Annotated in this window: 16 protein-coding genes; 8 read left to right on the top strand and 8 right to left on the bottom strand. The window is 72.1% G+C overall.

The window, feature by feature from the left end:
• Positions 1-4 precede the first annotated feature (4 nt).
• Both WMF34_RS15460 and WMF34_RS15455 read right to left on the bottom strand, forming a co-directional pair.
• The gene (locus WMF34_RS15460; protein WP_437993747.1) at positions 5-1,510 is read right to left on the bottom strand and encodes an MATE family efflux transporter; all 1,506 of its coding nucleotides are present in this window, start codon (positions 1,508-1,510) and stop codon (positions 5-7) included.
• A 65-nt stretch (positions 1,511-1,575) separates the two neighbouring features.
• A complete protein-coding gene (locus WMF34_RS15455) occupies positions 1,576-4,389 on the bottom strand; it encodes a protein kinase domain-containing protein (protein WP_437993746.1) in 2,814 nt (937 codons plus the stop codon).
• 290 nt (positions 4,390-4,679) lie between these two features.
• On the opposite strand from WMF34_RS15455, the gene WMF34_RS15450 reads away from it, so the two are divergent.
• Both WMF34_RS15450 and WMF34_RS15445 read left to right on the top strand, forming a co-directional pair.
• Positions 4,680-5,174, top strand: coding sequence for a hypothetical protein (locus tag WMF34_RS15450; RefSeq protein WP_012235590.1), 495 nt, complete (start codon positions 4,680-4,682; stop codon positions 5,172-5,174).
• A 412-nt stretch (positions 5,175-5,586) separates the two neighbouring features.
• Positions 5,587-7,614 (top strand): DsbA family protein, encoded by a 2,028-nt coding sequence (locus tag WMF34_RS15445; protein ID WP_012235589.1) that lies wholly within the window; start codon positions 5,587-5,589, stop codon positions 7,612-7,614.
• 126 nt (positions 7,615-7,740) lie between these two features.
• Here WMF34_RS15445 and WMF34_RS15440 read toward each other — a convergent pair whose 3' ends face one another.
• Both WMF34_RS15440 and WMF34_RS15435 read right to left on the bottom strand, forming a co-directional pair.
• On the bottom strand, positions 7,741-11,808 hold the full coding sequence (locus WMF34_RS15440) for a HEAT repeat domain-containing protein (RefSeq protein ID WP_437993745.1): 4,068 nt from the start codon (positions 11,806-11,808) through the stop codon (positions 7,741-7,743).
• A 120-nt stretch (positions 11,809-11,928) separates the two neighbouring features.
• Positions 11,929-12,750 carry a sensor histidine kinase gene (locus WMF34_RS15435; RefSeq protein WP_012235587.1) on the bottom strand — a complete coding sequence of 274 codons (822 nt, stop codon included), beginning with the start codon at positions 12,748-12,750 and terminating at the stop codon, positions 11,929-11,931.
• A gap of 354 nt (positions 12,751-13,104) precedes the next feature.
• Here WMF34_RS15435 and WMF34_RS15430 point away from each other — a divergent pair, with 354 nt between their 5' ends.
• The 3 genes from WMF34_RS15430 to WMF34_RS15420 all read left to right on the top strand — a co-directional run bounded on the left by WMF34_RS15430 (position 13,105) and on the right by WMF34_RS15420 (position 15,482).
• Positions 13,105-13,569 carry a response regulator gene (locus WMF34_RS15430; protein ID WP_012235586.1) on the top strand — a complete coding sequence of 155 codons (465 nt, stop codon included), beginning with the start codon at positions 13,105-13,107 and terminating at the stop codon, positions 13,567-13,569.
• Positions 13,570-13,797: 228 nt separating this feature from the next.
• Entirely contained in the window at positions 13,798-14,226 is a 429-nt protein-coding gene (locus WMF34_RS15425) for a response regulator (RefSeq protein ID WP_012235585.1), read from the top strand.
• A 263-nt stretch (positions 14,227-14,489) separates the two neighbouring features.
• Positions 14,490-15,482 carry a sensor histidine kinase gene (locus WMF34_RS15420; protein WP_437993744.1) on the top strand — a complete coding sequence of 331 codons (993 nt, stop codon included), beginning with the start codon at positions 14,490-14,492 and terminating at the stop codon, positions 15,480-15,482.
• Positions 15,483-15,578: 96 nt separating this feature from the next.
• Here WMF34_RS15420 and dapE read toward each other — a convergent pair whose 3' ends face one another.
• Genes dapE through ndk form a run of 4 tightly spaced genes read right to left on the bottom strand, consistent with a single transcriptional unit; the run spans position 15,579 to position 18,924 of the window.
• Entirely contained in the window at positions 15,579-16,682 is a 1,104-nt protein-coding gene (gene dapE / locus WMF34_RS15415) for a succinyl-diaminopimelate desuccinylase (RefSeq protein WP_437993743.1), read from the bottom strand.
• Positions 16,679-17,554 (bottom strand): 2,3,4,5-tetrahydropyridine-2,6-dicarboxylate N-succinyltransferase, encoded by an 876-nt coding sequence (locus WMF34_RS15410; RefSeq protein ID WP_012235582.1) that lies wholly within the window; start codon positions 17,552-17,554, stop codon positions 16,679-16,681. Before WMF34_RS15410 ends, dapE begins: the two co-directional genes overlap by 4 nt.
• A gap of 42 nt (positions 17,555-17,596) precedes the next feature.
• Positions 17,597-18,490 (bottom strand): hypothetical protein, encoded by an 894-nt coding sequence (locus WMF34_RS15405; protein ID WP_012235581.1) that lies wholly within the window; start codon positions 18,488-18,490, stop codon positions 17,597-17,599.
• Entirely contained in the window at positions 18,490-18,924 is a 435-nt protein-coding gene (gene ndk, locus WMF34_RS15400) for a nucleoside-diphosphate kinase (protein ID WP_012235580.1), read from the bottom strand. The genes WMF34_RS15405 and ndk overlap by 1 nt, the downstream gene beginning before the upstream one ends.
• 332 nt (positions 18,925-19,256) lie before the next feature.
• Here ndk and WMF34_RS15395 point away from each other — a divergent pair, with 332 nt between their 5' ends.
• The 3 genes from WMF34_RS15395 (at position 19,257) to pstS (ending at position 22,662) form a co-directional block, all read left to right on the top strand.
• Positions 19,257-19,952, top strand: a complete 696-nt coding sequence (locus WMF34_RS15395; protein WP_012235579.1) for a response regulator — start codon at positions 19,257-19,259, stop codon at positions 19,950-19,952.
• 7 nt (positions 19,953-19,959) lie between these two features.
• Entirely contained in the window at positions 19,960-21,456 is a 1,497-nt protein-coding gene (locus WMF34_RS15390; RefSeq protein WP_012235578.1) for a HAMP domain-containing sensor histidine kinase, read from the top strand.
• Between the two features lie 96 nt (positions 21,457-21,552).
• The gene (pstS, locus tag WMF34_RS15385; RefSeq protein WP_012235577.1) at positions 21,553-22,662 is read left to right on the top strand and encodes a phosphate ABC transporter substrate-binding protein PstS; all 1,110 of its coding nucleotides are present in this window, start codon (positions 21,553-21,555) and stop codon (positions 22,660-22,662) included.
• The last annotated feature ends 69 nt before the right edge of the window (positions 22,663-22,731 follow it).

Below are 22,731 nucleotides of genomic sequence, written 5' to 3'. Positions count from 1 at the left end.
GCCCCTACGCGCTCGCCCCGCCGCCGCCCTCGCCGAGCGCGGCCTCGTCGACGGGCTTCTGGCCGTCGAGCCGGATCTTCTTCCAGTCCCCCGAGCGGAACTTCCACACCATGATCGCGGCGAGGAGGACCACGTAGACGACGCCGGCGCCCCAGATGCCCATCAGGCCGAAGCCGAGCGTGATGCCGAGCAGCCACGCCAGCGGGACGAGGCAGGTGAAGTGCAGGATGAGCTCCACGATCATCACGAACATCGTGTTGCCCGCGCCGAAGAGCGCCTGCGTGAGGATCATGCCGACCGCGACGAGCGGCGTGCAGATGCCCATGATCTGGAGCGGCCGGAGCGCCGCGGCCTGGACGAGCTCGCTGCTGCTGGCGAACGCGAGGATCTGCGGCGCGAAGATCGCCTCGAGCAGGCCGACGACGCCGAAGATCGCGAGCCCCAGCCGGACGCTGGTCCAGCCGAAGCGCGCGGCCTTGTCGCCGTCCTTCTCGCCGAGCGACTGCGCGACGAGCGTCGCCGTCGACGTGCCGAAGGCGAGGCAGGCGGTGAACGTGAGCTTCAGGATCCCGACGATCACCGTGGTCGCGGCGCCGTACACCGGCTCCGCGCGGCCGCCGGGACAGAGCGGCGAGACGACGCCCGCCGGCGCGACCTGGTCGAGCTTGCTGGCGATCGCGTAGAAGAGGGCGAAGCCCGTCATGATCGCGACGGTCGCGACGGCGCTCGGGATCGACAGCCTGAGGATGGACCAGACGAGCGGGGCCGACAGCTTGCTCGTGGCGAACGGGCGGTAGCGGCGCCGGTACTCCGGCAGGAGCGCGTACGCGAGCATGATCGCGAGGCCGACGTAGGTCGAGATGAAGCCGGCCATGCCCGCGCCGGCGATGCCGTACTTCGGGATGCCGAGCGAGGCGTTGCCGAAGATGAGCAGGAGGCAGAGCACGATGTTCAGCCCGTTCATCGCGAGGGCCGAGACCAGGTGGATGTGCGTCTTGCCGATCCCGTCGAAGAACGCCTTCAGCGCGAACGTCGCCGCCATCGACGTCACGCCGAGCAGGCGCCAGCCGAGGTAATCGAGCGCCGCCTGCCGCGCGTCCGGCACCTTGATGATGACGGACAGGATGTACGGCATCGTCAGGTACCCGATCGCGGAGAACACGACGCCGGCGACGATCGCGAAGAACAGGGCGTTCGCGAGGACCGCGCCGGCGTCCCCGGGGCGATTCTCGGCGAAGCGGCGCGCCGTGAACGCCTGCGTGCCGACCGAGATCGCGCTGAGCGAGCCGCCGAACAGCCACAGGACGATCAGCGATGGCAAGAGCGCCGCGTGCGCGTTCGACGACTCGGGGCACGGCAGGTGCGCGAAGAAGACGATGTCGACCTCGTTGACGATGCTCTGGGTGAGCATCGCCGCCACGGTCGGCAGCGCGAGCCGCAGGATGGCGCGATGGGGTGGGCCCGAGGTAACGGCGTTCGAGCCCGGCGCGGACAAGGCGATCTGAGCCATCGCAGGCTGCGCGGTATACAACGCCGCAGCCCACGCGCGAGCGAAATGCGCCGCGCGACGCGCGGCTACTCCGCTTTCGCGACCCGGGACCGCCGCTTGTGACGGCGCCGCTTCGCTTCGCTGCGATCCTCGTGCGCGTCTTTCGTCGCCGTGTCAGCCTCGCCACGCGCGGGCGTCGGGGCGGCGGACTCGCGCGCCGCGGACGAGGACGATCGCTCGCGCGCCTTCGGCTCGCGCTTCGCGACCTCGCGGGAGGCGCGATCCGCCGCGCCGCGCGCCGCAGGTTTGCCGGCCTTCGGCGCCGGCGCGCGCGCGGTCAACGCCGAGGCGCGCCGGGCGGGCTCGTCCCTCGCGGGCGGCTTCGCCGCGTCGCTCTTCGCGACGGCGGCCTGCGCAGGCGACACGACCGCCGCAGGCTGCGCGGCTCCCTCTCGGGGCGCGGCGGCATCGGAGCCGGCGGCGGGCACAGCCGCGAGGGCCGGAGGCGTGGCGCTCCCCTGCCCTGCCGCGCTGGCCGCTGCGAGAGCTGCCGCGACGGACGCCGGCGCGTAGGAAGCTGCCGCGAGCACGCCGCCCGCCGGCGCCTCCGCGGCTGCCGCCGGCGCCTCCGCGGCAACGGCCGCCGCCTCCGCGGCGATGGCCGGCGCGGCGGGCTGCGCCGCATCACCCGACGTCGCGGCCGCCTCGCCCGCAGCGCCGACGAGCGCAGCGACCGCGGGGACACGGGCCACCAGCTCGCGCCCCTTGCCGACGACCAGCACGCCCGCGAGCGTCATCGCGGCAGCGACCGCGGCGAACCCCAGCGCGCGGCGGCGGGTGCGCGCGCGAGCGGGTCGCCCCAGCGCCTCCAGGATGGCCTGTCGCATCTCGGCGGCGCTCTGGAAGCGGACGCTCGGGTGACGGGCCAGCGCGCGCATCACCAGATCGTCGACGAAGGTCGGGATCTGCCGGGTCGGCGCGCGCTCGCGGAGGCGCTCGGGGCTGCCCTTGATCTTCGCGTCGATCAGCGCGACGAGGCTCTGCTCGACGAACGGCAGGCGCCCCGTGAGCATCTCGTAGAGGACGCAGCCGAGCGCGTAGAGATCGGCGCGCCCGTCGATGCGCCCCGACGCGGCCTGCTCGGGGGCCATGTACTCGGGCGTCCCGACGATCGCGACCGCGGCCCGGGCCGGCCCTTCGCCGGCCCCCGTCTCGTCCGCGACGCCACAGGCCTCGCCGCGATCCTCGGAGAGGCGCTTCGCGAGCCCGAAATCGAGCAGCTTCAGGCCGGCGTCCGCGAGGGAGAGCGCCCCCTCGGCGCCGCGAGGGCGCGTCATGAAGAGGTTCTCGGGCTTGATGTCCCGGTGAACGAGCCCCTCGGCGTGCGCGAGCTCGAGCGCGCTCAGCACCTTGGCGGCCATCGCGAGCGCGTCCCTCCAGTCGATCGCGCCGCCGCGGACGAGCAGGGCGTCGAGCGTCTCGCCCTCCAGGAGGTCCATGGCGCAGAACAGCCGGCCGTCCGCGGCCATGCCGAAATCGTGGACCTTCACGAGGTGCTCGTGGGAGAGGCGCGAGAGGACGCGAGCCTCGCGGCGGAAGCGGCTCGCGATCACGTCGGTCGCCGAGTGCTCCGCCGAGACGACCTTGAGCGCCACGCGGCGCCCCAGATCGACGTGTTCCGCCTCGTGGACGGTGCTGCTCGCGCCCGTCCCGATCTCGCGCAGCAGCCGGTAGCGCGTCCCGGGCAGCGTGCCGTCGTCCACGCGCTCGGCGGAGGCCATGGCCTCGGCGCGCGGGCTCACCGGCGTCACGGCCGTGGCGCGATGGGCCTTGGCGGCGGCGACGAGGGCCGCGAACTCGCCGCGCGAGCGCCCCGGCTCGCCAGGGAACAGGCGCTGCATCAGGTGCGCGGCCCGCGCGCGCACGCCGCGTTCGCCGCCGGGCAGGGCGACCGCCGCCCCGAGGAGCGCGGCGAGGTCGCGCGCGGCGGCGCGGCTCGACGGGTACCGGGCCTCGCGGTCGAAGGCCGTGAGCCGCCCGATGGCGGCGTCGAGCGCCGACGGGGCCCCGAGCGACAGCGCGATCGGCGGCGGGTCGTTCTGGTTGCGCGCGACCGCGGCCATGTGCGTCTGCGCGTCGCCCTGCAGGAACCGGCGCCCCGCGCACAGCTCCCAGAGCATGATCCCGAGCGCATAGAGATCGACCCGCGCGTCGCCCGGGTCGCCGTTGGCGACCTCCGGCGCGACGTAGCCCGGCTTCGCGAAGACGACGCCCGCGACCGTGTGGCAGCGCCGGTTCTGGCCGCGGGCGGTGCCGAAATCGATGATCTTCACGTCGCCGGCGAAGCCGAGCATCACGTTCTGCGGCGACAGATCGCGGTGGACGATGGCGAGCGCGGCGCCCGACGGGTCCCTGCGCTCGTGCACGTGGGCGAGCGCCTCGGCGATCATCGTCGCGATCGCGACCGCCTCCGCCCAGTCGAAGCGGTGCCCGAGCTGCACCGCGCGGGCCCGGACCTCGCCGAGGCTCCGGCCCTCGACGTGCTCGACCACCGCGTAAGGCTCCCCCGTCGCGGGGTCGACGTCCGCCTCGATGACCTGCGCGACGCCGGAGTGCTGGAGCTGCGCCTGCACCCGCGCCTCGTCCAGGAAGCGGGCGATGTAGCTCGGATCGGACGCGTGCTCGCGGCGGATGATCTTCACGACGACGGGGCGCTCGGCCCCCTCCAGCCCGGTCGTGGAGGCGAGGAACACCTCCCCCATGCCTCCCCGAGCGATGCGCCGCAGGAGCACGTAACGGCCGAGCGGCCGGGGAACATCGTCCGCAGCGAAGCCGCTCTTGGCGGGCTCGTGCGAGGGCGGAGGAACCGGGCGAGGCACGGTCGCGGAGGAGTTCGCCATGCAGCGAACCTACCGGATGTAGGACAAGGTGGGCCAAGTTCGCGCGAACCGCTGCACGACGCGGAAACCGGCCGTACTCCTGCTGGCGCGGGCCGCTCGAACCACCGTTTCGACACAGGGGATCTCCAACTTATCCACAGGGTTATCCACACCCTGTCGACAAGTGGCGTCCTCCGGGCGGTACCCTGGAGAAGCGTCGGGATCCGTCCAGGAAGACCCCGAAGTGTCGCGTTCCTGCGGGGATCCGGGCCATTGCTCTCCCTGCACGCCTCGGCTAATCCTTGCGAGGGATGTCGCGACACGCTGTCCAGCGCCTGATGACCGTGCTGACGTTCGCGTTGGCGCTGGTCCTGCCGCTTACAGCGCGCGCTGCGATCGTCCCCGTGTGCGAGGACGACCGGATGACGATCGTCGCACCGCCGGACGAGCCGTCGTGCACCGTCCTGACCAGCGTCGATGATGCGACGGGCGAGACGAGGGACGCGCCGATCTGCGATCCCCGCGGAGCTTCCTCGGTCGCTCCGCCCCGCACCCTCCCGATCACCGACGCGCGGATCGACGCGGCGCCAGGCTGCGCCAGGGGCGATGGCGGGCCGATGGTCGGCCCGAACTCGCGGCACCCCGGCCCTGTGAGCGAGCTCTCCAGCCCCCCGCAGCAGGCGTTGCTCCTTGCTGACCTCGTCCTCCCTGCCCCGTGCGCGCCGCTCTCGCTCTTCTCGTTCGCGGCGGTCTCCGGAGGACCGCGTCCCGGCGTCGCGCAGGGCGTCTACCACCCGCCTCGATGAGGCGAGCTCGCCGGCAGCCCACACCCGATCGCGCCGCGTGGTCTCTCGTAGACCGCAGCTGTCGGCGCGAGGGCGGCGCTGCCGCGAGGTCCGGAGCGCTTGCCGGTCTGACCCGAGCCTCCTAGGCGCTGGTCCGGTCCCACGTCGCGCAGGCTCGCCCTCTCGAGGGCGACGTGCCAGCCGCGCCTGAGGCCGGTCGCTGGCGCCGGCGTGAGGGGTCGAGAGCGGCTCTGGCGCTCCGCCGGGGGCTGCGCCGCGCGCACGCGGCGGCGGCTCCCTTGGCCCGGGGTGGCTCGCCGCCCCGGGAGGTCACGATGGGCGATCTTGTCGCGGGCGCTGCACCCGGTGCCGCGCCCGCGTTGAAGGAGGGGCCCGCCTGGCGGAGCCCCACCACGTTGAGAGAGGAAACATCATGAACAAGGGAACAGCCATCGTCGGCTTTCTTCTCTGCTTCATCGCAGGGATGGGGCTGATGTGGAGCATCGATCGGAGCGCCGGCTCGCGCGGGCACGAGATCTCGGCGGTCCACGAGGACGGTCAGCCGTGGACCGACGAGGACGCGGCGGTCCCGGTGTCGTCGAAGGACCCCATGTGGGGCACGCGGGCGGCGCCGGTGACGATGGTCGTCTTCAGCGACTTCGAGTGTCCGTTCTGCACCAAGGTCGAGACCACGATCAACCAGCTCAAGGACAAGTACGGTCCCGAGAAGCTGCGCATCATCTGGAAGAACAACCCGCTCCCCTTCCACAAGAACGCGCGCCCGGCGGCGCTCGCGGCCGAGACCGTGTTCCGCCTCGGCGGCTCGAAGGCGTTCTGGAAGTTCCACGAGCTCGCCTTCCAGAACCAGAAGAGCCTCACGCCCGAGAACTTCGAGAAGTGGGCCGGCGACGCCGGCGTCGACAGGGCGAAGTTCAAGGCGGCGTTCGATCGGCAGGAGTACATGGCCAAGATCGACGCCGACATGGCGGTCGGCAAGAGCTCGGGTGTCACCGGCACGCCCGCCTCGATCATCAACGGCGTGTTCCTGAGCGGCGCTCAGCCGATCGACAAGTTCACGTCGGTCATCGACGAGCAGCTCAAGGCCGCGCAGGCGGCGGTCGCCGCCGGGACCAAGCCCGACAAGGTGTACGCGAAGCTCGCCGCGGAGAACAAGGCGAAGGCGCCGCCGCAGAAGGACCGCGAGCGCCCGCAGGAGGACGACAAGACCGTCTGGAAGGTGCCCGTCGGCGACGCGCCGGCGAAAGGCCCGGCCACCGCGCTGGTCACCATCGTCGAGTGGTCCGACTTCCAGTGCCCGTTCTGCAGCAAGGTCGTCCCGACCATCGACGAGATCCTCACGACCTACGGGGACAAGGTCCGGTTCGTCTGGAAGAACAACCCGCTCCCGTTCCACCAGCGCGCCGAGCCCGCGGCTGAGCTCGCCATGGAGGCCCGCGCGCAGAAGGGCGAGAAGGGCTTCTGGGACGCGTACTACCTGCTCTGGAAGAACCAGCAGAAGCTCAACGACGAGGACCTGCTCGGCTACGCCAAGGAGCTGGGGCTCGACGTCGAGAAGGTGAAGGCCGCGATCGCCACCAAGAAGTTCGGCGCGTCCATCGCCGCCGATCAGGAGCTCGCGGACGACCTGCAGGCGTCCGGGACCCCGCACTTCTTCATCAACGGCCGCCGGCTCGTCGGCGCGCAGCCGATCGACAAGTTCAAGACGATCATCGACGAGGAGATCAAGAAGTCGGAGGCGCTGCTCGCCAAGGGCGTCGCCGCCAAGGACCTCTACGCCGAGATCATCAAGGACGGCAAGGAGCCGCCGCCGCCCGAGCGCAAGGAGGTCTCCGCGCCGGCGCCGAACAGCCCGTGGAAGGGCGGCGAGAGGGCCAAGGTCGTGATGCAGGTCTTCTCGGACTTCGAGTGCCCGTTCTGCAAGCGCGTCGAGGACACGGTCTCCCAGATCTCGAAGACCTACGGCGACAAGCTGAAGATCGTGTGGCGCCACCGGCCGCTGCCGATGCACAAGAACGCGCCGCTCGCGTCCGAGGCCGCGCAGGAGGCCTACACGCAGAAGGGCAACGCCGGGTTCTGGGCGTACCACGAGGTGCTCTTCAAGAATCAGGGGCAGCCGGACGCCTTCTCGCGCGCCTCGCTCGAGAAGTACGCCGAGGAGCAGGGCCTCGACATGACGAAGTTCAAGAAGGCGCTCGACGCGAACACCCACAAGGCGTTCGTGGATTCCGAGAACTCCGTCGCGGACAAGGCGGGCATCAGCGGGACGCCGGCGTTCGTCGTGAACGGCTACTTCATCAGCGGCGCGCAGCCGTTCTCGAAGTTCAAGAAGCTCATCGACAAGGCCATGAAGGAGGCCGGCGAGACCGCGCCCGCCGGGCTGCCCGCCAAGAGGCCGGCGCCCGCCACGCAGCCGGCCGCCGCCCCCGCCGCGCCGAAGTGAACCGCCGCCGCGCGGTTCGCTCTCTCCCCTTCCCCTGACCCTCCCTGAAGCCCACCCGACGGGCGGCTCCCGCTGAGCAGCTGAGCCGCCCGCCTCCCCGCCGCCGCCCGCGCCATGGTGGCGGCGTCAGCCGGTGGTGCGGAACCGCGAGCGCCCCTCGGAGATCCACCACGCGCGGTAGCGCTCCTGGGCGGCCTCCCGCTCCTGCCGCGGCAGGTCCTCGTAGTACCCGAAGTACTCCTTGGTGACGCCCTTCAGCTCGTCGATCGCCGCGCGGCGGATGGCAGGCTTCTCGTGCGTGAGCGCGTCGATGATCCACTCGATGCGATGGCGCTCGCCGTTCCTCGACCACCACGACAGCCACCTGCGCGCGTCTCGGCCGAGATCGTCCCGCGTGATGACGACCAGCGCCCGCGCCGCCGCCTCGACGATCGCCTCGTGAGGATCGGTGAGCGCGCTGATGAGCGCCGGCACGCTGGCTCCCGAGCGGATCTCGGTCATCGTCTCGATGGCCGCGAGCCGCCGCGCGGACGCCTCCTCGCGGTCGCGCGCGATGTGGTCGAGCCCCTGCAGGATCGGGCCGCCCGCAGGCGGCGCCGCGATCAGCGAGGCGGCCGACTGGATCGCGATCCGCCGCACGGCGATGCTGTCGTCGAAGAGCCGCGGGAGCAGCGCGTTGGCGGCCTCCGGGTACGGCAGCTCGCCGAGCACGTGCGCGGCCCACAGGCGCACCTCGGGATCGGGCGAGGCGCTCCGCACGGTCATGAAGGGCAGCGCCGGGCGCCGGATCGCGACGATGAGCTCGAGCAGCGGCCCGCACTGGGAGGCGGGGGGCGCGGAGGCGACGATCGCGGCGCCCTCCGGGCCGGCGAGCTGCTCACGGAAGCGCTGACGATCGACCCGGAGCGGACCCGGAAACCGCGCGGCGACGACCGAGATCGCCGTGTCGCCGTTGCGCACGAGCTCGGCGAACGCCCTCGCGCCGGCCTCGCCGCCCGCGAGGACGTGTTGAAGGAGCGAGGTGTATTCCGCGCGCAAGTCGCCGGCCGGCGACGGCGAGACCGCGGCGCGCCGCTCGGACGGGGGCCTCGCGTACGCCGTGGCGGTCTCGACGGCAACAGGCGTACGGCGGCGCCACGAGGGCCGCCCGGCGGCCGGCGCCGGCCCGAGCTCGCGGTGCTCTTCTGCGCCCGGCATGATCGAGCTGTCGAGCATCCACGGAGGCCGTGAGTACCGCTTCGTCCGCGCCTCTTCCGGCTCGCCGAGATCGAGGTCCTCCGACGCCGAGGGGACCGGCGCCGCGGGGATCTCGAGGTCGGGGATCTCGTCGATGATCGCCGGCGCCGACGACGCCGCGGCGCGCGGCGCAGGCAGCGGCGTGATCGCCGGCATCATCGGCGCTGTGACCGCCGGCATCATCGGCGGCGTGATCGCCGGCATCATCGGCGCCGTGACGGCCGTGCCGGACACGACGTCCGCGTCCACCTCGAGGCCCGACCGGAACTGCGGCTCGGAGCCCATGCGCTGCGCGTGCGGCGTCGGGGCCGGCGGGATCGTCGAGCTGAAGGCCATCGCGTGCGCGACACCTTCGTTCGGCCGCACGGGCTCGGTCTCCACGCCGGTGCCGCGAAGGCCGAAGGCCCGCGCGACGGCGTCGATCCCAGAAGCGCCGTCCTCCGTGGTCCAGCCGCCCTGCGGCCGCACGGCTTGCGGCGCGACATCGGAGGGGTCGGCGGGCGGGGGCTCTCCCGCGTCGCGGTCTGCATCCGCCGCAGGCAGCTGCGCGCCCGCGGCGGCGACGTGCGAGCCGTGCGCGTCCGCGCGGACCATGCTGCTCAGCTCCATGAGCGCGGCGCGGGTGCGCAGGGAGAGCGGTCCCTCCGTCGCCGGCTCGTCCATCGGCGCAGCGGCGTCCTCCGAACGCGCGGCGGCGTCCTCCGGAGGCACGGGCGCGGGAGGCTGCGGCGCGGGCGCCTTCTGCTGAGGCGAGGCGGCCTCGTGGGGCGCCGGGCCGTCGCCTGGCTGGGCTCCGCCGCTGCGGTTCTGCTTCTTCCGCAGGATGAGCCGCTCCAGCACCGTCGCCGCGATGCCGGCGAGCGCGATGAGGTCTCCGATGCTCGAGAGCTCGACCGAGGTGGCGCCGTCGTCGCCGTAGACGAGCGCAACGACGCGGCCGCGCACGACGATCGGGACGACCGCCACGGCGGCCGCATGGACCTTCCTGCCGAGCTCGCGCTGGAGCTCGGCGTCAGGCGCGCTGCCTGCGACGGTCGTGACGACCGGCGCGCGGAGCGCGCGCGCCCTGGCGAGGGCGCTCGGACGTTCGAAGGGCACGGCGATCTTCGTGACGCGCTCGCGATCGGCGCCTGGACCTGAAGCGTTGCGGCCCTCGGCGCGCTCGCCGTGCACCGTGAACAGGACCGTGTACTCGAAGTACTGTTGAGCGAAGTCGAAGAGGACCCCGAGCACCTCTTCGCTCGATCCGACGGCGGCGAGCGCCTGCTCGGCCATGGCCAGCGTGAAGGGGCCCTTCCGCCGCTGCGCAGCGGACGCAGACCGTCCCGCCTCGCGCATGGAGACCTTCGCCGCCGGCGCGCTCGAGGAGAGCTCGCGTCGCTCCGCCGGAGCTGCCGCAGGTGCCGGCGCCGCGGGTGCCGGCGCCGCAGGTGCTGACGGCACGGGTGCCGGCGCCTCAAGTGTCGATACTGCGGGTACCGATGCCGCCGTTGTCGACGCCGTGGATGCGGATCCGTGGGGCTGCTGCTGGAGCGCCGCGGCGGCTCGCGGCAGCGGCTCCTGCTGAGGCCGGTGTGCAGCAGAGGCCCGCTTCAGCCAGCCCGTCAGGAGCTGAGTGCCTGGCGCTGGCGAACGCACGCCGGACAGCGCCGACGCCGGCGAAGCCGCTGCTTTCGGCGCCGGCTCCGGGATTTCGACGGGCGGCCCCGGGGCCTCTACGGGCGGCGACGTGCGCACGGCCTCCGATGGCGCCAGCGGCGAAAGGTGCGGCGCGAGCTGCGCGGAGCGCGGCGTCGGCACTGCCGGCTCGATCGCCGGCTCTGCCTGCAGCGCGGCCGCCTGGACGGTATGCGCGGCCGCCTCACCAGGACCTGGCGTGGCGCGCGGTGAAGCGACCGCCTCGACCCGAGGCATGTGCGCCTCGGGATAGCGGAGCAAGGAGAGATCGAGCGGATACGCAGCGACGACCGTCGGCTCGTCATCCATCTCGTGGAGCGGCGGCTTCCTCGGCGTGGGCACCGCCTCGTTGAGCGCCACGTCCGCGACGACCGTGTCCTCGTCGTAGATCGAGGTCAGCGATTCGACCGTCGGAGCATCCTCGATGCTGGGTCGCTTTTGCCGGGTCTCAGCGGCATCCTCGGGCTCATCGACGCTGGCCAGCGAAGCCGCCTCGACTCCTGGAGGCGACGTGGGGCGGACGTCTGCCGGTGAATCCGCATCGGCGCCAGGGGGCGAGGCGCCAGCGAGCTCAGCTGATGGATCCGCGACGACCTCGGCAGGTGAACCCGTGTCGATCTGCGCGGACGCGCTGGCGTCGACGGCCGCGCGTGGAGCCGCGTCGATGCCCGCAGGTGAGGCGGGCGGCGGCGCCGGCGGGACCGCAGCGGCGACCGGAGGGCCAGGCTCGTTCGCGAGGTTCGACTCGCTCGACTCGTTCGGGCTCGGCTCGGCGCGCGCGTCGAGCTGCTTCACCAGCCGCGACAACCGCCGCTCCAGGGCCACGCCGTAGTGCTCGGCGAGCGCCTGGCGGATGCGCACCAGCGGCGCGGCGAGCTGCCGCAGGCTGACCCCCAGCGCGAAGCTCAGCTCCTCCGCCACGGGCAACGCGAGGGGCTCTGCCGTGGCGATGACGAGCGTCGCCTCGCGCTGCAGGGCTCCCGTCGCTGCCACGTCGAGGCCCGCGCGTACGTCGAGGGGGAACACGCGGTGCTGGACCGCAAGATCGACGGGGATCGTCCTGAGCACCTCGGGCGACGCGGGTCGCAGCCGGCCCACGGCGGGCGGGAGCCCGAGGCTCTCCGCGAGCAGCGCCGTGAGCTCTCGCTCGCGCACCGCGCCCAGCTCCAGCACATTCGTGGCGAGATCGCCGCCGTGGAGCACTTGGCGGGCGATCGCCTCCTCGACCACCCGCATCGAGGTAACCCCATGCTGCACGAGGAGAGAGCTCAGCGTCGGCATCGAGGCGCATTCATCGGTGGGCAGTGGAAGTTGGAGCACGCTCGCGACGTGCGACCCCGTCCATCCTAGACGAAGTCTTCATCGGACACGATCCGCGCGTTGCGAGCCCAGGGCGAGATCTCATCCGTCATCGCCGCTCGCGCTCGCCGCACGGCCGCGACCCGTCGTTTCGGGCGACCCGGGGGGAGAGCCCCGCCGAACGCCGCCGAGAGAGCACGTGAAACGCAGCCCCGTCGCGGAGAGCCCCGAGGCCGGCTCCGTCGAGCCGCCGCCCGCGCGCCCGGACGACGGCTCCACGGTCAGCCCGCCCCCGTGCGCACCGAGGATGCCACGCGCGATCGCGAGCCCGAGGCCCAGCCGCTCTCGACGGCGCGGCGCGACAGGGTCGGCGGGGATCGCCGCCCGCTCGCCGAACGGGTCGAGCAGCCGGGCGAGCGGCTCGGGCGCGACGGGGCCGGCCTCGTCGATGACGGTCACCACCGCCTCACCGCCAGCGATGGAGACGCGCATCTGCACGGGGCGATCGCGCGAGCGCAGGATGGCGAAGCCGAGCACGTACTCGATCGCCACCCGGAGCAGCTCCGGATCCCCCTCCACGGGCGCGCCGCCGTCGGGCTCGGCATCGAAGGAGATGCGCACGCCACGCGCGGTGGCCGCTTCCTCGAGATGCCCCGCCGCGCGGTGGGCGAGCTCGCCTGCATCGCACGAGGCGATCGCCATGGGACGGCTCGGGTCCGCGCGGAGCCAGATGGAGTTGTCGAACTCGTCGAGCAGCCGCTTCAGCCGCTCGCCCGCGCCGCGCACGCGCTCCAGCATATCCCGCGGCGCCGCCCCGAGGTCCTTCTGGTAACGCAGGAGATAGTGGACCCCCGCCAGCATGGTCGCCAGCTCGCCCCGAAGATCGTGGCCCACACGCGCGAAGAACTCGTCATCCATCCACATAAACGCCTGCTCCGAATATGCAGCAGCGCGGACCGCGAGCATCAGACGAGCAAGCCAACTGTCGTCGGGGCTGCCCCGAAACAGCGGTCGCCGGAGGCTGGGGGTGAACCGCGCAGAGATCCCCCATCTGCGCTGGACAGTTGATGGTTGCGGATAAGCGACCTGGGCACAAGGTGTACCTGGGGTTCAGGTTCCGCCTCCAACAGCGCGGGGGGGCCTTTCCAGAAACGCCGGCGGGAGGCCGTTGCTCCTCATTGCTCTCCTTCCATGGGTCCATGGTCTGCTTCCGCGCATCAGCGCATCGAAGCCCGAGCACCTGGGGAGCGCTGTCAGCCGAGCCGCGAGCGGGGGCGCATGTCCGAGGCAGAGCGCAGAGAGTTCACCGAGCATCACGACGAGCAGGGAGACGAGGATACCCTGGTGATCGAGCGGCGGCGCCGGGTCCTCATCGTCGATGATGATCCCGATTTCCTCGTCATGGCGGAGGCGGCGCTCGCTGCGCACGGCTTCCTGGTAGAGCGGGCAGCCGGCGGGTTGCGCGGCGTGTTCCTCGCGACGCAGGACGTGCCGGATGTGATCCTGTGTGACCTGAGGATGCCCGGCATCGACGGCTTCGTCGTCGCCGAGGCGCTCCGCGCCGATCCGGCGACCCAGCACGTCGCCATCTTCGCGTGCACTGGCCGGCGCGATCTCGAGGCCCGCGCCGCCCTCAACGCCTCGGCGTTCGACGGTGTCCTCGTGAAGCCGGTCGACTGGGACAGCGCCGCTCGTTTGCTCCACGAGATCGTCGGCGTCCGCCGCCCCTACGGACCTACCTAGGCCACATCAGGAGCAGCCTGAGACCCCTTCAGGGCAAATGCAGGATAACCCCTGCGCGGGAGGGGAAATGCCCGGCATAGTGCCCGCAATCAGGTATACAAACATGACGTGACCCGAGCGGATCGCCCCCCTACATGACCCTGCGTGAGAGGCCGGCCGAGCGATGCCGGAGCCCCTTACGATCGATCGGGCGGCGCGGTGCGCCGAGGAATGGAAAGGTTCACTGGGATGGAAGTGAAGTCTGATGACAACGCGGTCTCGCCGCTCGTCCTGGTTGTGGACGACTTCCAGGACAACCGGGAGATGTTCGCGGAGTACCTGTCTTTCTCCGGGTTCCGCGTGGCCGAGGCGGCGACGGGGCGCGAGGCGCTCGACCGCGCGTTCGAGCTGATCCCGGACCTCATCCTGATGGACCTCTCGCTCCCCGAGATCGACGGCTGGGAGGCGACGCGCCACCTCAAGAGCGATCCTCGCACCATGAGGATCCCCATCGTCGCCCTCACGGGTCACACGCTCGCGGGGCACTCGCGCGAGGCGAAGGACGCGGGGTGCGACGCCTTCCTGACGAAGCCGTGCCTGCCGGACACGCTCGTGCTCGAGATTCGCCGCCTCCTGTCGCGCGGCAGCGCGTCATCGCAGCCGGAAAGCGCTCCCTGACGCGCCGCGAATCTCCCCTCCAAAGAACCGGCGAAACCTACACAGCGCGCACGAGCTCGCGAGATCCGCGAGGGGCGTGCCCTCCGCGAGACCGCGGTGAGACTGCGGCGAGACTGCGGCGAGACTGCGGCGAGACTGCGGCGAGACTGCGAATCGCGCACCTGCGCTCCCGCGCTGCCAGGACTTGACTGCGGCACCACCTGACTATTCTCGGTGCGGTCTTTCTGGCTAACTGAGGGCTTGAGAGGCACGAGGGGAGAAGAATGGCGGGGGTGACGAGAAAAAAAGCCGGGAAGAACGCGACGGACGGCGCGGACGCAGCGCACGGCCGCACGCTCCGCGGGCGCACCACGGTGGCGCCCCTGCGCGCTCCGAAGCGGGGCTCGACGTCCGCCGCGGCGAGCGGGCCTCGATCCGCGGGACCGGCGACCCTGCGCGCCAGGGCGCCCAGGCGATCGAAGGCGGACGCGGAGCGGCTCGCCCCGCGGGGCGACGCGGCGAAGCGCGAGCGGATGATCGAGGAGCAGCGCCAGCTCCTCGAGCGCCGCGCGGAGGCGGCGGAGCGCATCCTGCGCGAGACCGTCTCCACCATCTCTCACGACCTCAGGAACTCGCTGAGCGTGATCGTCGTGAGCGCCCGCATGCTGATGCGATCCGTCCCTCAGGAGGGCCCGGGCAAGCGGCAGCTCGAGGCGATCACCCGCGCGGCGGACGAGATCAACCAGCTCGCGCAGGATCTGGTCGACGCCATGAGCATCGAGAACGGCTCGCTGAAGGTCGGCAAAGGCGCGCACGAGGTCGAGCCGATCCTCGACAAGGCGATCGAGCTCGTGGCACCCACGGTCGCGCTGAAGCCGCTCGAGATCGCGAAGGAGCTGCCGCACGAGCTGCCGCCCATCGCGTGCGATCGGGAGCGCATCGTCCAGGTCATCGCCACCCTGCTCGGCAACGCCATGCGCTTCACGCCGAAGGGCGGACGCATCACGGTGCGCGCCGAGCCGTCGGGCACCGACGCGCGATTCTCGATCTCCGATACGGGACCTGGCATCTCCCCCGAGCAACAACTGCTGCTCTTCGCCCGCCACGCGCCCCCCCGAAGGCCCATGGGACAAGGGATGGGGCTCGCCGCGTTCGTCACCAAGGGCATCGTGGAGGCCCACGGCGGTACGATCTGGGTCGAGAGCTCGCCCGGCCAGGGCAGCACGTTCTTCTTCACCATCCCCGCCGCCGGGCTCTCGGTGCGCACGGCCACCTGAAGGGATACGAGGATCACCGGGGCGCGCCCCGAACGCCGCGCGTGATCAGGTGGGCTCCCCCCTGACACGAAGCGCGCGCAGCGGGTGCGCGCGGCCTCAGGCCGGTCCGAGCGCCGAGAGCCAGCGGCGGAGGATCGTGCGACCCTCGGACAGCTTTCGAAGCGACGACCACTCGTTCCGCTGGTGCGCCTGGGCGTTCTCGCCGGGGCCGAAGTTGACCGCGGGCACCCCGAGCTCCGCGAAGCGGGCCACGTCGGTCCACGCCTGCTTCGGCTCGACCGCGGCGACGCCCGCCTCGCGCAGCGCGACGACGAGCGGGTGCGACGCGTGCGGCGGCGCCGAAGGGCTGAGGTCGCGCCAGGCGATCTCGGCGCGGCCGTCCACGAGCGCCTCGATGGTCCGCTGCGCCTCCTGGATCGACGTCCCAGGCGGGAAGCGGTGGTTCAGGTTCATCGTGAACTCGTCCGGAACGACGTTCCGCCCGCGCCCGCCCTGCGCCATCGTCGCCGTCGTCACGGCGCGGTAGACGAAGCCGTCGATCTCGACCTCGCGCGGCGCGAGCGCGGCGAGCTCGCACAGGAGCGGGCCCGCCTTGTAGATGGCGTTCTCCCCTTGCCACGGCCGCGCGCTGTGCGCCGTCCGCCCGCGGAACGTCAGCCCCGCGTGGAGCGACCCGCTCGCGCCGAGGCTCAGCCGGTTGTCGCTCGGCTCGAGGCAGACCGCGAGATCGAGCGCGCGGAGGTCCGGCTCGCGATCGATGACCAGCGCGAGCTCGTTCTCCAGGTACGGGCCCTCCTCCCGCGCGTAGAACACGAGCGTCAGATCGACGCCCGCGATCGCCTCGCGCTCGCCCTCGACGAGGTCGAGCATCAGCGCGAGCCCCGACTTCATGTCGCTCGCGCCGGGGCCGTAGAGGCGATCCCCCTCGATCCGCGGCGGCCCGTCGTGCGAGGTGCGCACCACGTCGAGGTGCCCGGCCAGCGCGATCTTCGGGCCGCCCGTGCCCTGCGTCACCTGCACGACGAGCGAGTCGCCGTGGCGGCGCACCGGCGCGGCGAGCCGAGCCCGACCGAGCCGCTCCGCCACCGCGCAGCACAGCTCCTGCTCTTCGCCCGTGGGCGACGGGACGGAGCAGAGCCAGAGCAACGTGTCCGCGAGATCGGCCGCGGCCGCCGCGTCCGCGTCGGCGCGCGCGCTCACACCGGCACCGCGAAATCTCGCAGCGCCGCGTTGAGCGACACCTTGCGGTCCGTCGCCTCGCTCCGCTTGCCGATGATGAGCGCGCAGGGGATCGAGAACTCCCCTGCGGGGAAGCGCTTCGGCCGCGTCCCCGGGATCACCACGCTGCGCGCGGGCACCCGGCCGCGGTGCTCGACGACCTCCGGCCCCGTGACGTCCAGGATCGCCGTCGACGCGGTGAGCACCACGCCGGCGCCGAGCACCGCCTCCTCCTCGACCACGACGCCCTCCACCACGATCACGCGGGAGCCGACGAAGACGCCGTCCTCGATGATCACCGGCCGCGCCCCCGGCGGCTCGAGCACCCCGCCGATGCCGACGCCCCCGGCGAGGTGCACCCCTCGCCCGATCTGCGCGCAGCTGCCGACCGTCGCCCAGGTGTCGACCATCGACCCCGAGCCGACCCACGCGCCGATGTTCACGTAGCCGGGCATCACGATCGCGCCCTGCTCGAGGAACGCGCCGTAACGCACCGTCCCCGGCGGGACGACGCGCACGCCCGCCTTGTCGAGGCCGCGCTTGAGCGGGATCTTGTCGTGGAACTCGAAGGGGCCGACCTCCATCACGCTCATGCCGCGGAGCGAGAAGTAGAGAAGGATCGCCTCCTTGATCCACGCGTGCGTCACCCACCTGTGCGGGGCGCCCTCGCCGGTGGACGCCGCGCCTTCGCCGCCCGCCTGCGCGGTCTTGTCGGGCTCGGCGACGCGGAGCAGGCCTTGATCGAGGCACTCGATCGTGCGGAGGACCGCGGCCTCGTGCGCGGGCGAGCGGAGGAGCTCGCGGTCGCGGAACGCCGCCTCAACAAGGGACTTCATGGATTCTTCGGTGGCCATGGCGCCGCCTTTAGCACGGCCGAGCCAGCACCGGCACCGGGGTCAGAACGTCATGGTGACGACGCGCCCGCCCGTCGCCTCGACGAGCTCGATGCGCGCGCGGCGCGCGACGACGCGGGCCACCGCGGCCGCCCGCTCGCCGCCGTCGCGCAGCACCACGTCGAGGGCGACCGCCGGCGCGCCCTCGCGCGGGCCGCGCTCGGCGATGCGCACCATCGAGCGCCCGTCCGAGAGGCGGGACACCGTGAGGTGCGGGCTCGCCACGCCCGCGGCGCTGACCATGCCGACCGCGAGCTCCATGAGCCCGCTCACGGCGCGCACGTCGCCTTCCACCTCGTTGGCGCGGCCATCGGAGGAGGCGACCGAGATGCCGACCACGGGCCGCCCCTCGGCCGGGGCGGCGCTCCAGTTGCGGAGCACGTCGATGAGATCGAGCGGCGTCGGGCGCAGCTCTAGGGTCGCGATCACGAGCTCGGACAGGCGAAGCGCGCCGCTGAGCTCCCGGGCAGTCCTGCGCACCGACGCCTCGAGCCCGAGGCGCTGCCGCGCGTCGATGCCGCGCTCGGAGCCGCCGCGATCCGCGCGGCCGCGGCCAGCGCCGCGCGCCGGCGAGGCGCCCGCCGCCGCGCGGGACAGCTCGTCCGTGAGGCGCGCGACCTCGACGCCCGCGTGGCCGAGGACCGCGCAGGCGGCGTCGGCCGCCGCGACGTCGGCCGCCACGGCGGAGCCTGTCTCGACGAAGCCGTCGCGGACCGCCGAGGACAGGCTGTCGAGGGCAACGACGAGCGCCGCGCACCCCTCGCACACCTCCGGCAGCGCGAGCGCGACCCCGCGCGGCCCGACGCGGCGCGAGCCGAGCAGGTGCGCGAAGCTCTCGATGCCTGCCGCGCCGTCCCGCGCCGCGCCGAGCGCAGCCGCGAGCCGCTCGCCGAGCATCAGGCCGTCGCGCTCGGGGCGACCTCGTAACCCGCGAAGAAGTAGGCGATCTCCCGCGCGGCCGTCGCCGGCTTGTCGGACCCGTGGACCGCGTTCTCGCCCACGTTCGCCCCGTAGAGCTTGCGGATCGTCCCCGCCGCCGCCTTGGCCGGATCCGTCGCGCCGATGACCTCGCGGTACTTCGCCACCGCGTCCTCGCGCTCGAGCGCCATCACCAGGATGGGGCTGCGCGACATGAACGTCACGAGCTCGTCGAAGAAGCCGCGCCCCCGGTGCTCCGCGTAGAAGCCCTCGGCCTCCGCGCGGGTGAGGTGGATGCGCTTCATCGCTTTGACCGTGAAGCCCTCCTGCTCGAGGCGGGCGACGATCGCGCCGGCCGTGTTCTTTTCCATCGCATCAGGCTTGATGATTGAGAGAGTTCGCTCGAGGGCCATGGGCGGCCCAGTTAGGCGAAAACGCCGAGCGTTGCAAGCTTCACGCATTCCGTCCTGGGAGTCCGCCGCCCGCCTCGCTGCACGATCCTCCGCCCGGCCGCGCTTCCGTCATCGCTGTTCATCCCGCCGCACCGCTCCAGGCTGCTCTCCCGGCCGCGCCCCCGGTCGCGGATCGGCCGCGCCCGATCCCCCCGACGTCTGTCTCGCCTCTCCGCGCTCTCCTCACGCTCGCGCTCCACCTCGTCCTTGTCGCAATTCCGTCTCGCGAGGGCGACGCGCGACACGCGCGATCGCCATCAAGCTGTCACAATGCGCTGCTACATACATCCGCCATGCCGAGCCACGTGCTCATCGTGGAGGACGAGCGCGACCTGCAGCGCGTCCTCACCTACAATTTTCGTCAGGCCGGGTTCGATGTGGTGTCCGCCGGGAGCGGAGAGACAGCGCTCCGGGCGGTCAAAGAGGAGCGGTTCGATCTCGTCCTGCTCGACCTGATGCTCCCGGACATGTCGGGCACGGAGATCTGCCGCCGCCTCAAGCAGAACCCGCAGACCTCGGCGGTGCCCGTCATCATGGTCACGGCCAAGGGCGAGGAGATCGACCGGATCGTCGGCTTCGAGCTCGGGGCCGACGACTACGTCGTCAAGCCGTTCAGCGTGCGCGAGCTCATCCTGCGCGCGCGGGCGATCCTCAAGCGCTCGGAGAGCCCGGCGTCGGCGCCGGAGAAGTTCGACTTCGGCATCCTGCGGGTCGACCGCGCCGCGCACCGGGCCTGGGTGCAGGAGGCCGAGATCGCGCTGACCGCGCTCGAGTTCCGCCTGCTCATGATGCTCTACGATCGCCGCGGGCGCGTGCTGTCGCGCGATCTCCTGCTCGACGAGGTGTGGGGCTCGCACGTCGACGTCACCGCGCGCAACGTCGACACCCACGTGAAGCGCGTCCGCGAGAAGCTCGGGGCGGCGGGCGATTACATCGAGACCGTGCGCGGCGTCGGCTACCGGTTCCGCGCCGAGCCCGAGGTCGCCTAGAGGGCCCATGCGCTTGCGGAGGGGGCTGGGCATCGGCGCGAAGCTCGCGGCGGGGACGGTGCTCGCCCTCCTCGTCGCTGGCGTCCCCATCGAGCGCCTCGCCGCGCGCGATATGGAAGCGGCGCTGCTCGCCGAGCACAGCCCGCGCGCCGCCGTCGACGCCGCCCTCCTTCGCTCGCGGCGCACCCTGCTGCTCGGCATGGGCGCCGTGATCGTCGTCGCCGTCTCGGTCGGCGCCGCCACGGCCTTCTTCGTCGCGCGCCCGATCCGGGGGCTGACCCGCTTCGCGCAGGCGATGTCCGAGGGCGACCTGTCGACGCGCGCCCCGCTGCGCGGCTCGGGCGAGCTCCGCCAGCTCGCGCGCGCGCTGAACCACCTCACGAGCGAGCTCTCCCGCTCGACCGCCGAGGTCCGGACGGAGCGCGCCCTGCTGGCAGGCATCCTCGACGGGATGAGCGAGGGCGTCCTCGTGCTCGATCGCGACGGGAGGATCCTCCTCGCCAACCGGGCGCTCCGCGCGATGGCCTCCCTCGGCGAGGACGCGCTCGGTCGATCCGTCATCGAGTCGATCCGCAACGCGCGGCTCACCGAGGCGATCCAGCTCGCCGGCAAGCGGGACGAGCCGGTCGACGTCGAGGTCGATCTCGGGCGGACGCTGCCGAGACGGCTGCTCGTGCGCGTGTCGCGCCGGAAGGGCCCGGAGCGGCTCGGGCACGATGAGCGCGAGGCCCTCGCCGCGTGGGGCGCGGATCACGACGGCGCGTCCGCCGAGCCGGGGCTCATCGCGGTGTTCCACGACGTCACCGACCTCCGCCGGCTGGAGACGATCCGGACCGACTTCGTCGCCAACGTGTCCCACGAGCTGCGCACCCCGGTCACCGCGATCAGCACCGCCGCCGAGACGCTGCAGCTCGGCGCGCTGAAGGACCCCCACGAGGCCGCCGAGTTCGTCGACGTGATCGATCGGCACGCGAAGCGCCTCCGCCACCTCGTCGACGACCTGCTCGACCTCTCCAAGATCGAGGCGAAGAACTTCCGCCTCGCGCTGTCGGAGCTCGACATCGCCCCCGCCATCGAGCACGTCACGCAGCTGCTCGCCGAGGCGGCGCGCCGGCGCAGGGTCACGCTGACGGTCGACGCCTCCGCGCTCCCGCCCGTTCGGTGCGACCGCCGCGCGCTCGAGCAGGTGCTCATGAACCTGCTCGACAATGCCATCAAGTACGCGGGCGAGGGAGCTCACGTCACGGTGAGGGCGCGCTCGGTCGATCAGCAGGTGACGCTCGCCGTCGCCGACGACGGCCCCGGTATTCCGCCTCACCACCTGGGCCGCATCTTCGAGCGGTTCTACCGGGTCGACGCCGGCCGCTCACGCGATCTGGGCGGCACCGGTCTCGGCCTCGCCATCGTGAAGCACCTGGTCGAGCTGATGAACGGCTCGATCGAGGTCGAGAGCGCCATCGGCCGCGGCACCCAGTTCACCGTCCGCCTGGCGCGCGCCGGGTGAGCGACGCGAACCACGCAAAGCCAGGAAAGCGCGGTACTCGCTGTTCCACCTTGCCGTCACGGAGCTGTCACAAACCTCGATTACGCCTTGCTGTGCATGGCTCGAATTCTGCTCACCCTGGCGATGTTCCTCCTGACCGCGGCGTGCGGTCGCTCCGATGCCCCCCAGGAAACCGGCTCTCTCCCCGGCGCGAAGAAGGACAGCGCGCCGCAGCCGACCGCTGACGGGGACATCACCTTGACGGGCGCGGGTGCGACGTTCCCGTACCCTCTCTACACGAAGTGGATCGCTGAGTTCCAGAAGGCCAACTCCAAGGTCAAGATCAACTACCAGTCCATCGGCTCTGGGGGGGGGATCCGGCAGATCACCGAGCGGACCGTCGACTTCGGCGCCTCCGATGCGCCGATGAACGAGGAGCAGATCGGGAAGGCCGCCGGCATCCTTCACCTGCCGACGTGCCTGGGCGCGGTCGTGCTGACCTACAACCTCGAGGGCGTCCCGTCTGGCCTGAAGCTCACGCCGGAGGCGGCCGCGCACATCTTCCTGGGCAAGATCAAGAAGTGGAACGACCCGGCCCTCCAGAAGGAGAACCCGGACGTGAAGCTCCCCGACAAGGAGATCGCGACGGTCCACCGCTCGGACGGCAGCGGGACGACCAAGATCTTCGTCGACTACCTGAGCGCGGTCAGCCCGGAGTGGAAGAGCGGACCAGGGACCGGGACAAGCGTCAACTGGCCTGGCGGCCTCGGCGCCAAGGGCAACGACGGCGTCTCCGCCCTGATCACGAGCACGCCGGCCTCGATCGGCTACATCGAGCTCGCGTACGCGATGCAGAACAAGCTCACGTTCGCCTCGCTCAAGAACAAGAGCGGGAAGTTCATCACCCCGTCGCTGGAGAGCACGACCGCCGCGGGCGCCGGCGCCGCCGCCAGGATGCCCGACGACCTCCGGATCTCGCTCGTGGATGCCGAGGGCGAGGACGCCTACCCCATCGCCGGCTTCACGTATCTCCTCGTGTACCAGGAGCAGAAGGACCTCGCGAAGGGCAAGGTGCTCTCCAGCTTCATCAAGTGGGCGATGCAAGACGGCCAGAAGTTCACGAACGACCTCCATTACGCCCCGCTGCCCGCGGCGGTCATCGAGAAGGTCAACAAGAAGCTCGCCGCGCTGGTCGGCCCTGACGGCAAGCCCCTGCTCGCCCCATGACCCCAGGAATGCGCGTCAGCCGCGCGACCGGCGCCCCGCCGTGCGCGGCTGGCGTGCGCGCAGGAGCGC

Source organism: Sorangium sp. So ce145, assembly GCF_051525985.1.
GTDB lineage: Bacteria > Myxococcota_A > Polyangia > Polyangiales > Polyangiaceae > Sorangium > Sorangium cellulosum_B.
Note: the sequence above shows the minus strand (reverse complement) of the source record. Positions and strands in the feature narration are given on the sequence as shown.

Excerpts from the sequence above, each read along its gene's own strand:
- ndk (WP_012235580.1), bottom strand. The coding sequence starts at position 18,924 with ATGGCCCTCGAGCGAACTCTCTCAATCATCAAGCCTGATGCGATGGAA.
- WMF34_RS15395 (WP_012235579.1), top strand. The coding sequence starts at position 19,257 with ATGCCGAGCCACGTGCTCATCGTGGAGGACGAGCGCGACCTGCAGCGC.
- WMF34_RS15440 (WP_437993745.1), bottom strand. The coding sequence starts at position 11,808 with ATGCCGACGCTGAGCTCTCTCCTCGTGCAGCATGGGGTTACCTCGATG.
- WMF34_RS15460 (WP_437993747.1), bottom strand. The coding sequence starts at position 1,510 with ATGGCTCAGATCGCCTTGTCCGCGCCGGGCTCGAACGCCGTTACCTCG.
- WMF34_RS15450 (WP_012235590.1), top strand. The coding sequence starts at position 4,680 with ATGTCGCGACACGCTGTCCAGCGCCTGATGACCGTGCTGACGTTCGCG.
- WMF34_RS15425 (WP_012235585.1), top strand. The coding sequence starts at position 13,798 with ATGGAAGTGAAGTCTGATGACAACGCGGTCTCGCCGCTCGTCCTGGTT.
- WMF34_RS15435 (WP_012235587.1), bottom strand. The coding sequence starts at position 12,750 with ATGTGGATGGATGACGAGTTCTTCGCGCGTGTGGGCCACGATCTTCGG.
- pstS (WP_012235577.1), top strand. The coding sequence starts at position 21,553 with ATGGCTCGAATTCTGCTCACCCTGGCGATGTTCCTCCTGACCGCGGCG.
- WMF34_RS15405 (WP_012235581.1), bottom strand. The coding sequence starts at position 18,490 with ATGCTCGGCGAGCGGCTCGCGGCTGCGCTCGGCGCGGCGCGGGACGGC.
- WMF34_RS15420 (WP_437993744.1), top strand. The coding sequence starts at position 14,490 with ATGGCGGGGGTGACGAGAAAAAAAGCCGGGAAGAACGCGACGGACGGC.
- WMF34_RS15410 (WP_012235582.1), bottom strand. The coding sequence starts at position 17,554 with ATGGCCACCGAAGAATCCATGAAGTCCCTTGTTGAGGCGGCGTTCCGC.
- WMF34_RS15390 (WP_012235578.1), top strand. The coding sequence starts at position 19,960 with ATGCGCTTGCGGAGGGGGCTGGGCATCGGCGCGAAGCTCGCGGCGGGG.
- WMF34_RS15455 (WP_437993746.1), bottom strand. The coding sequence starts at position 4,389 with ATGGCGAACTCCTCCGCGACCGTGCCTCGCCCGGTTCCTCCGCCCTCG.
- WMF34_RS15430 (WP_012235586.1), top strand. The coding sequence starts at position 13,105 with ATGTCCGAGGCAGAGCGCAGAGAGTTCACCGAGCATCACGACGAGCAG.
- WMF34_RS15445 (WP_012235589.1), top strand. The coding sequence starts at position 5,587 with ATGAACAAGGGAACAGCCATCGTCGGCTTTCTTCTCTGCTTCATCGCA.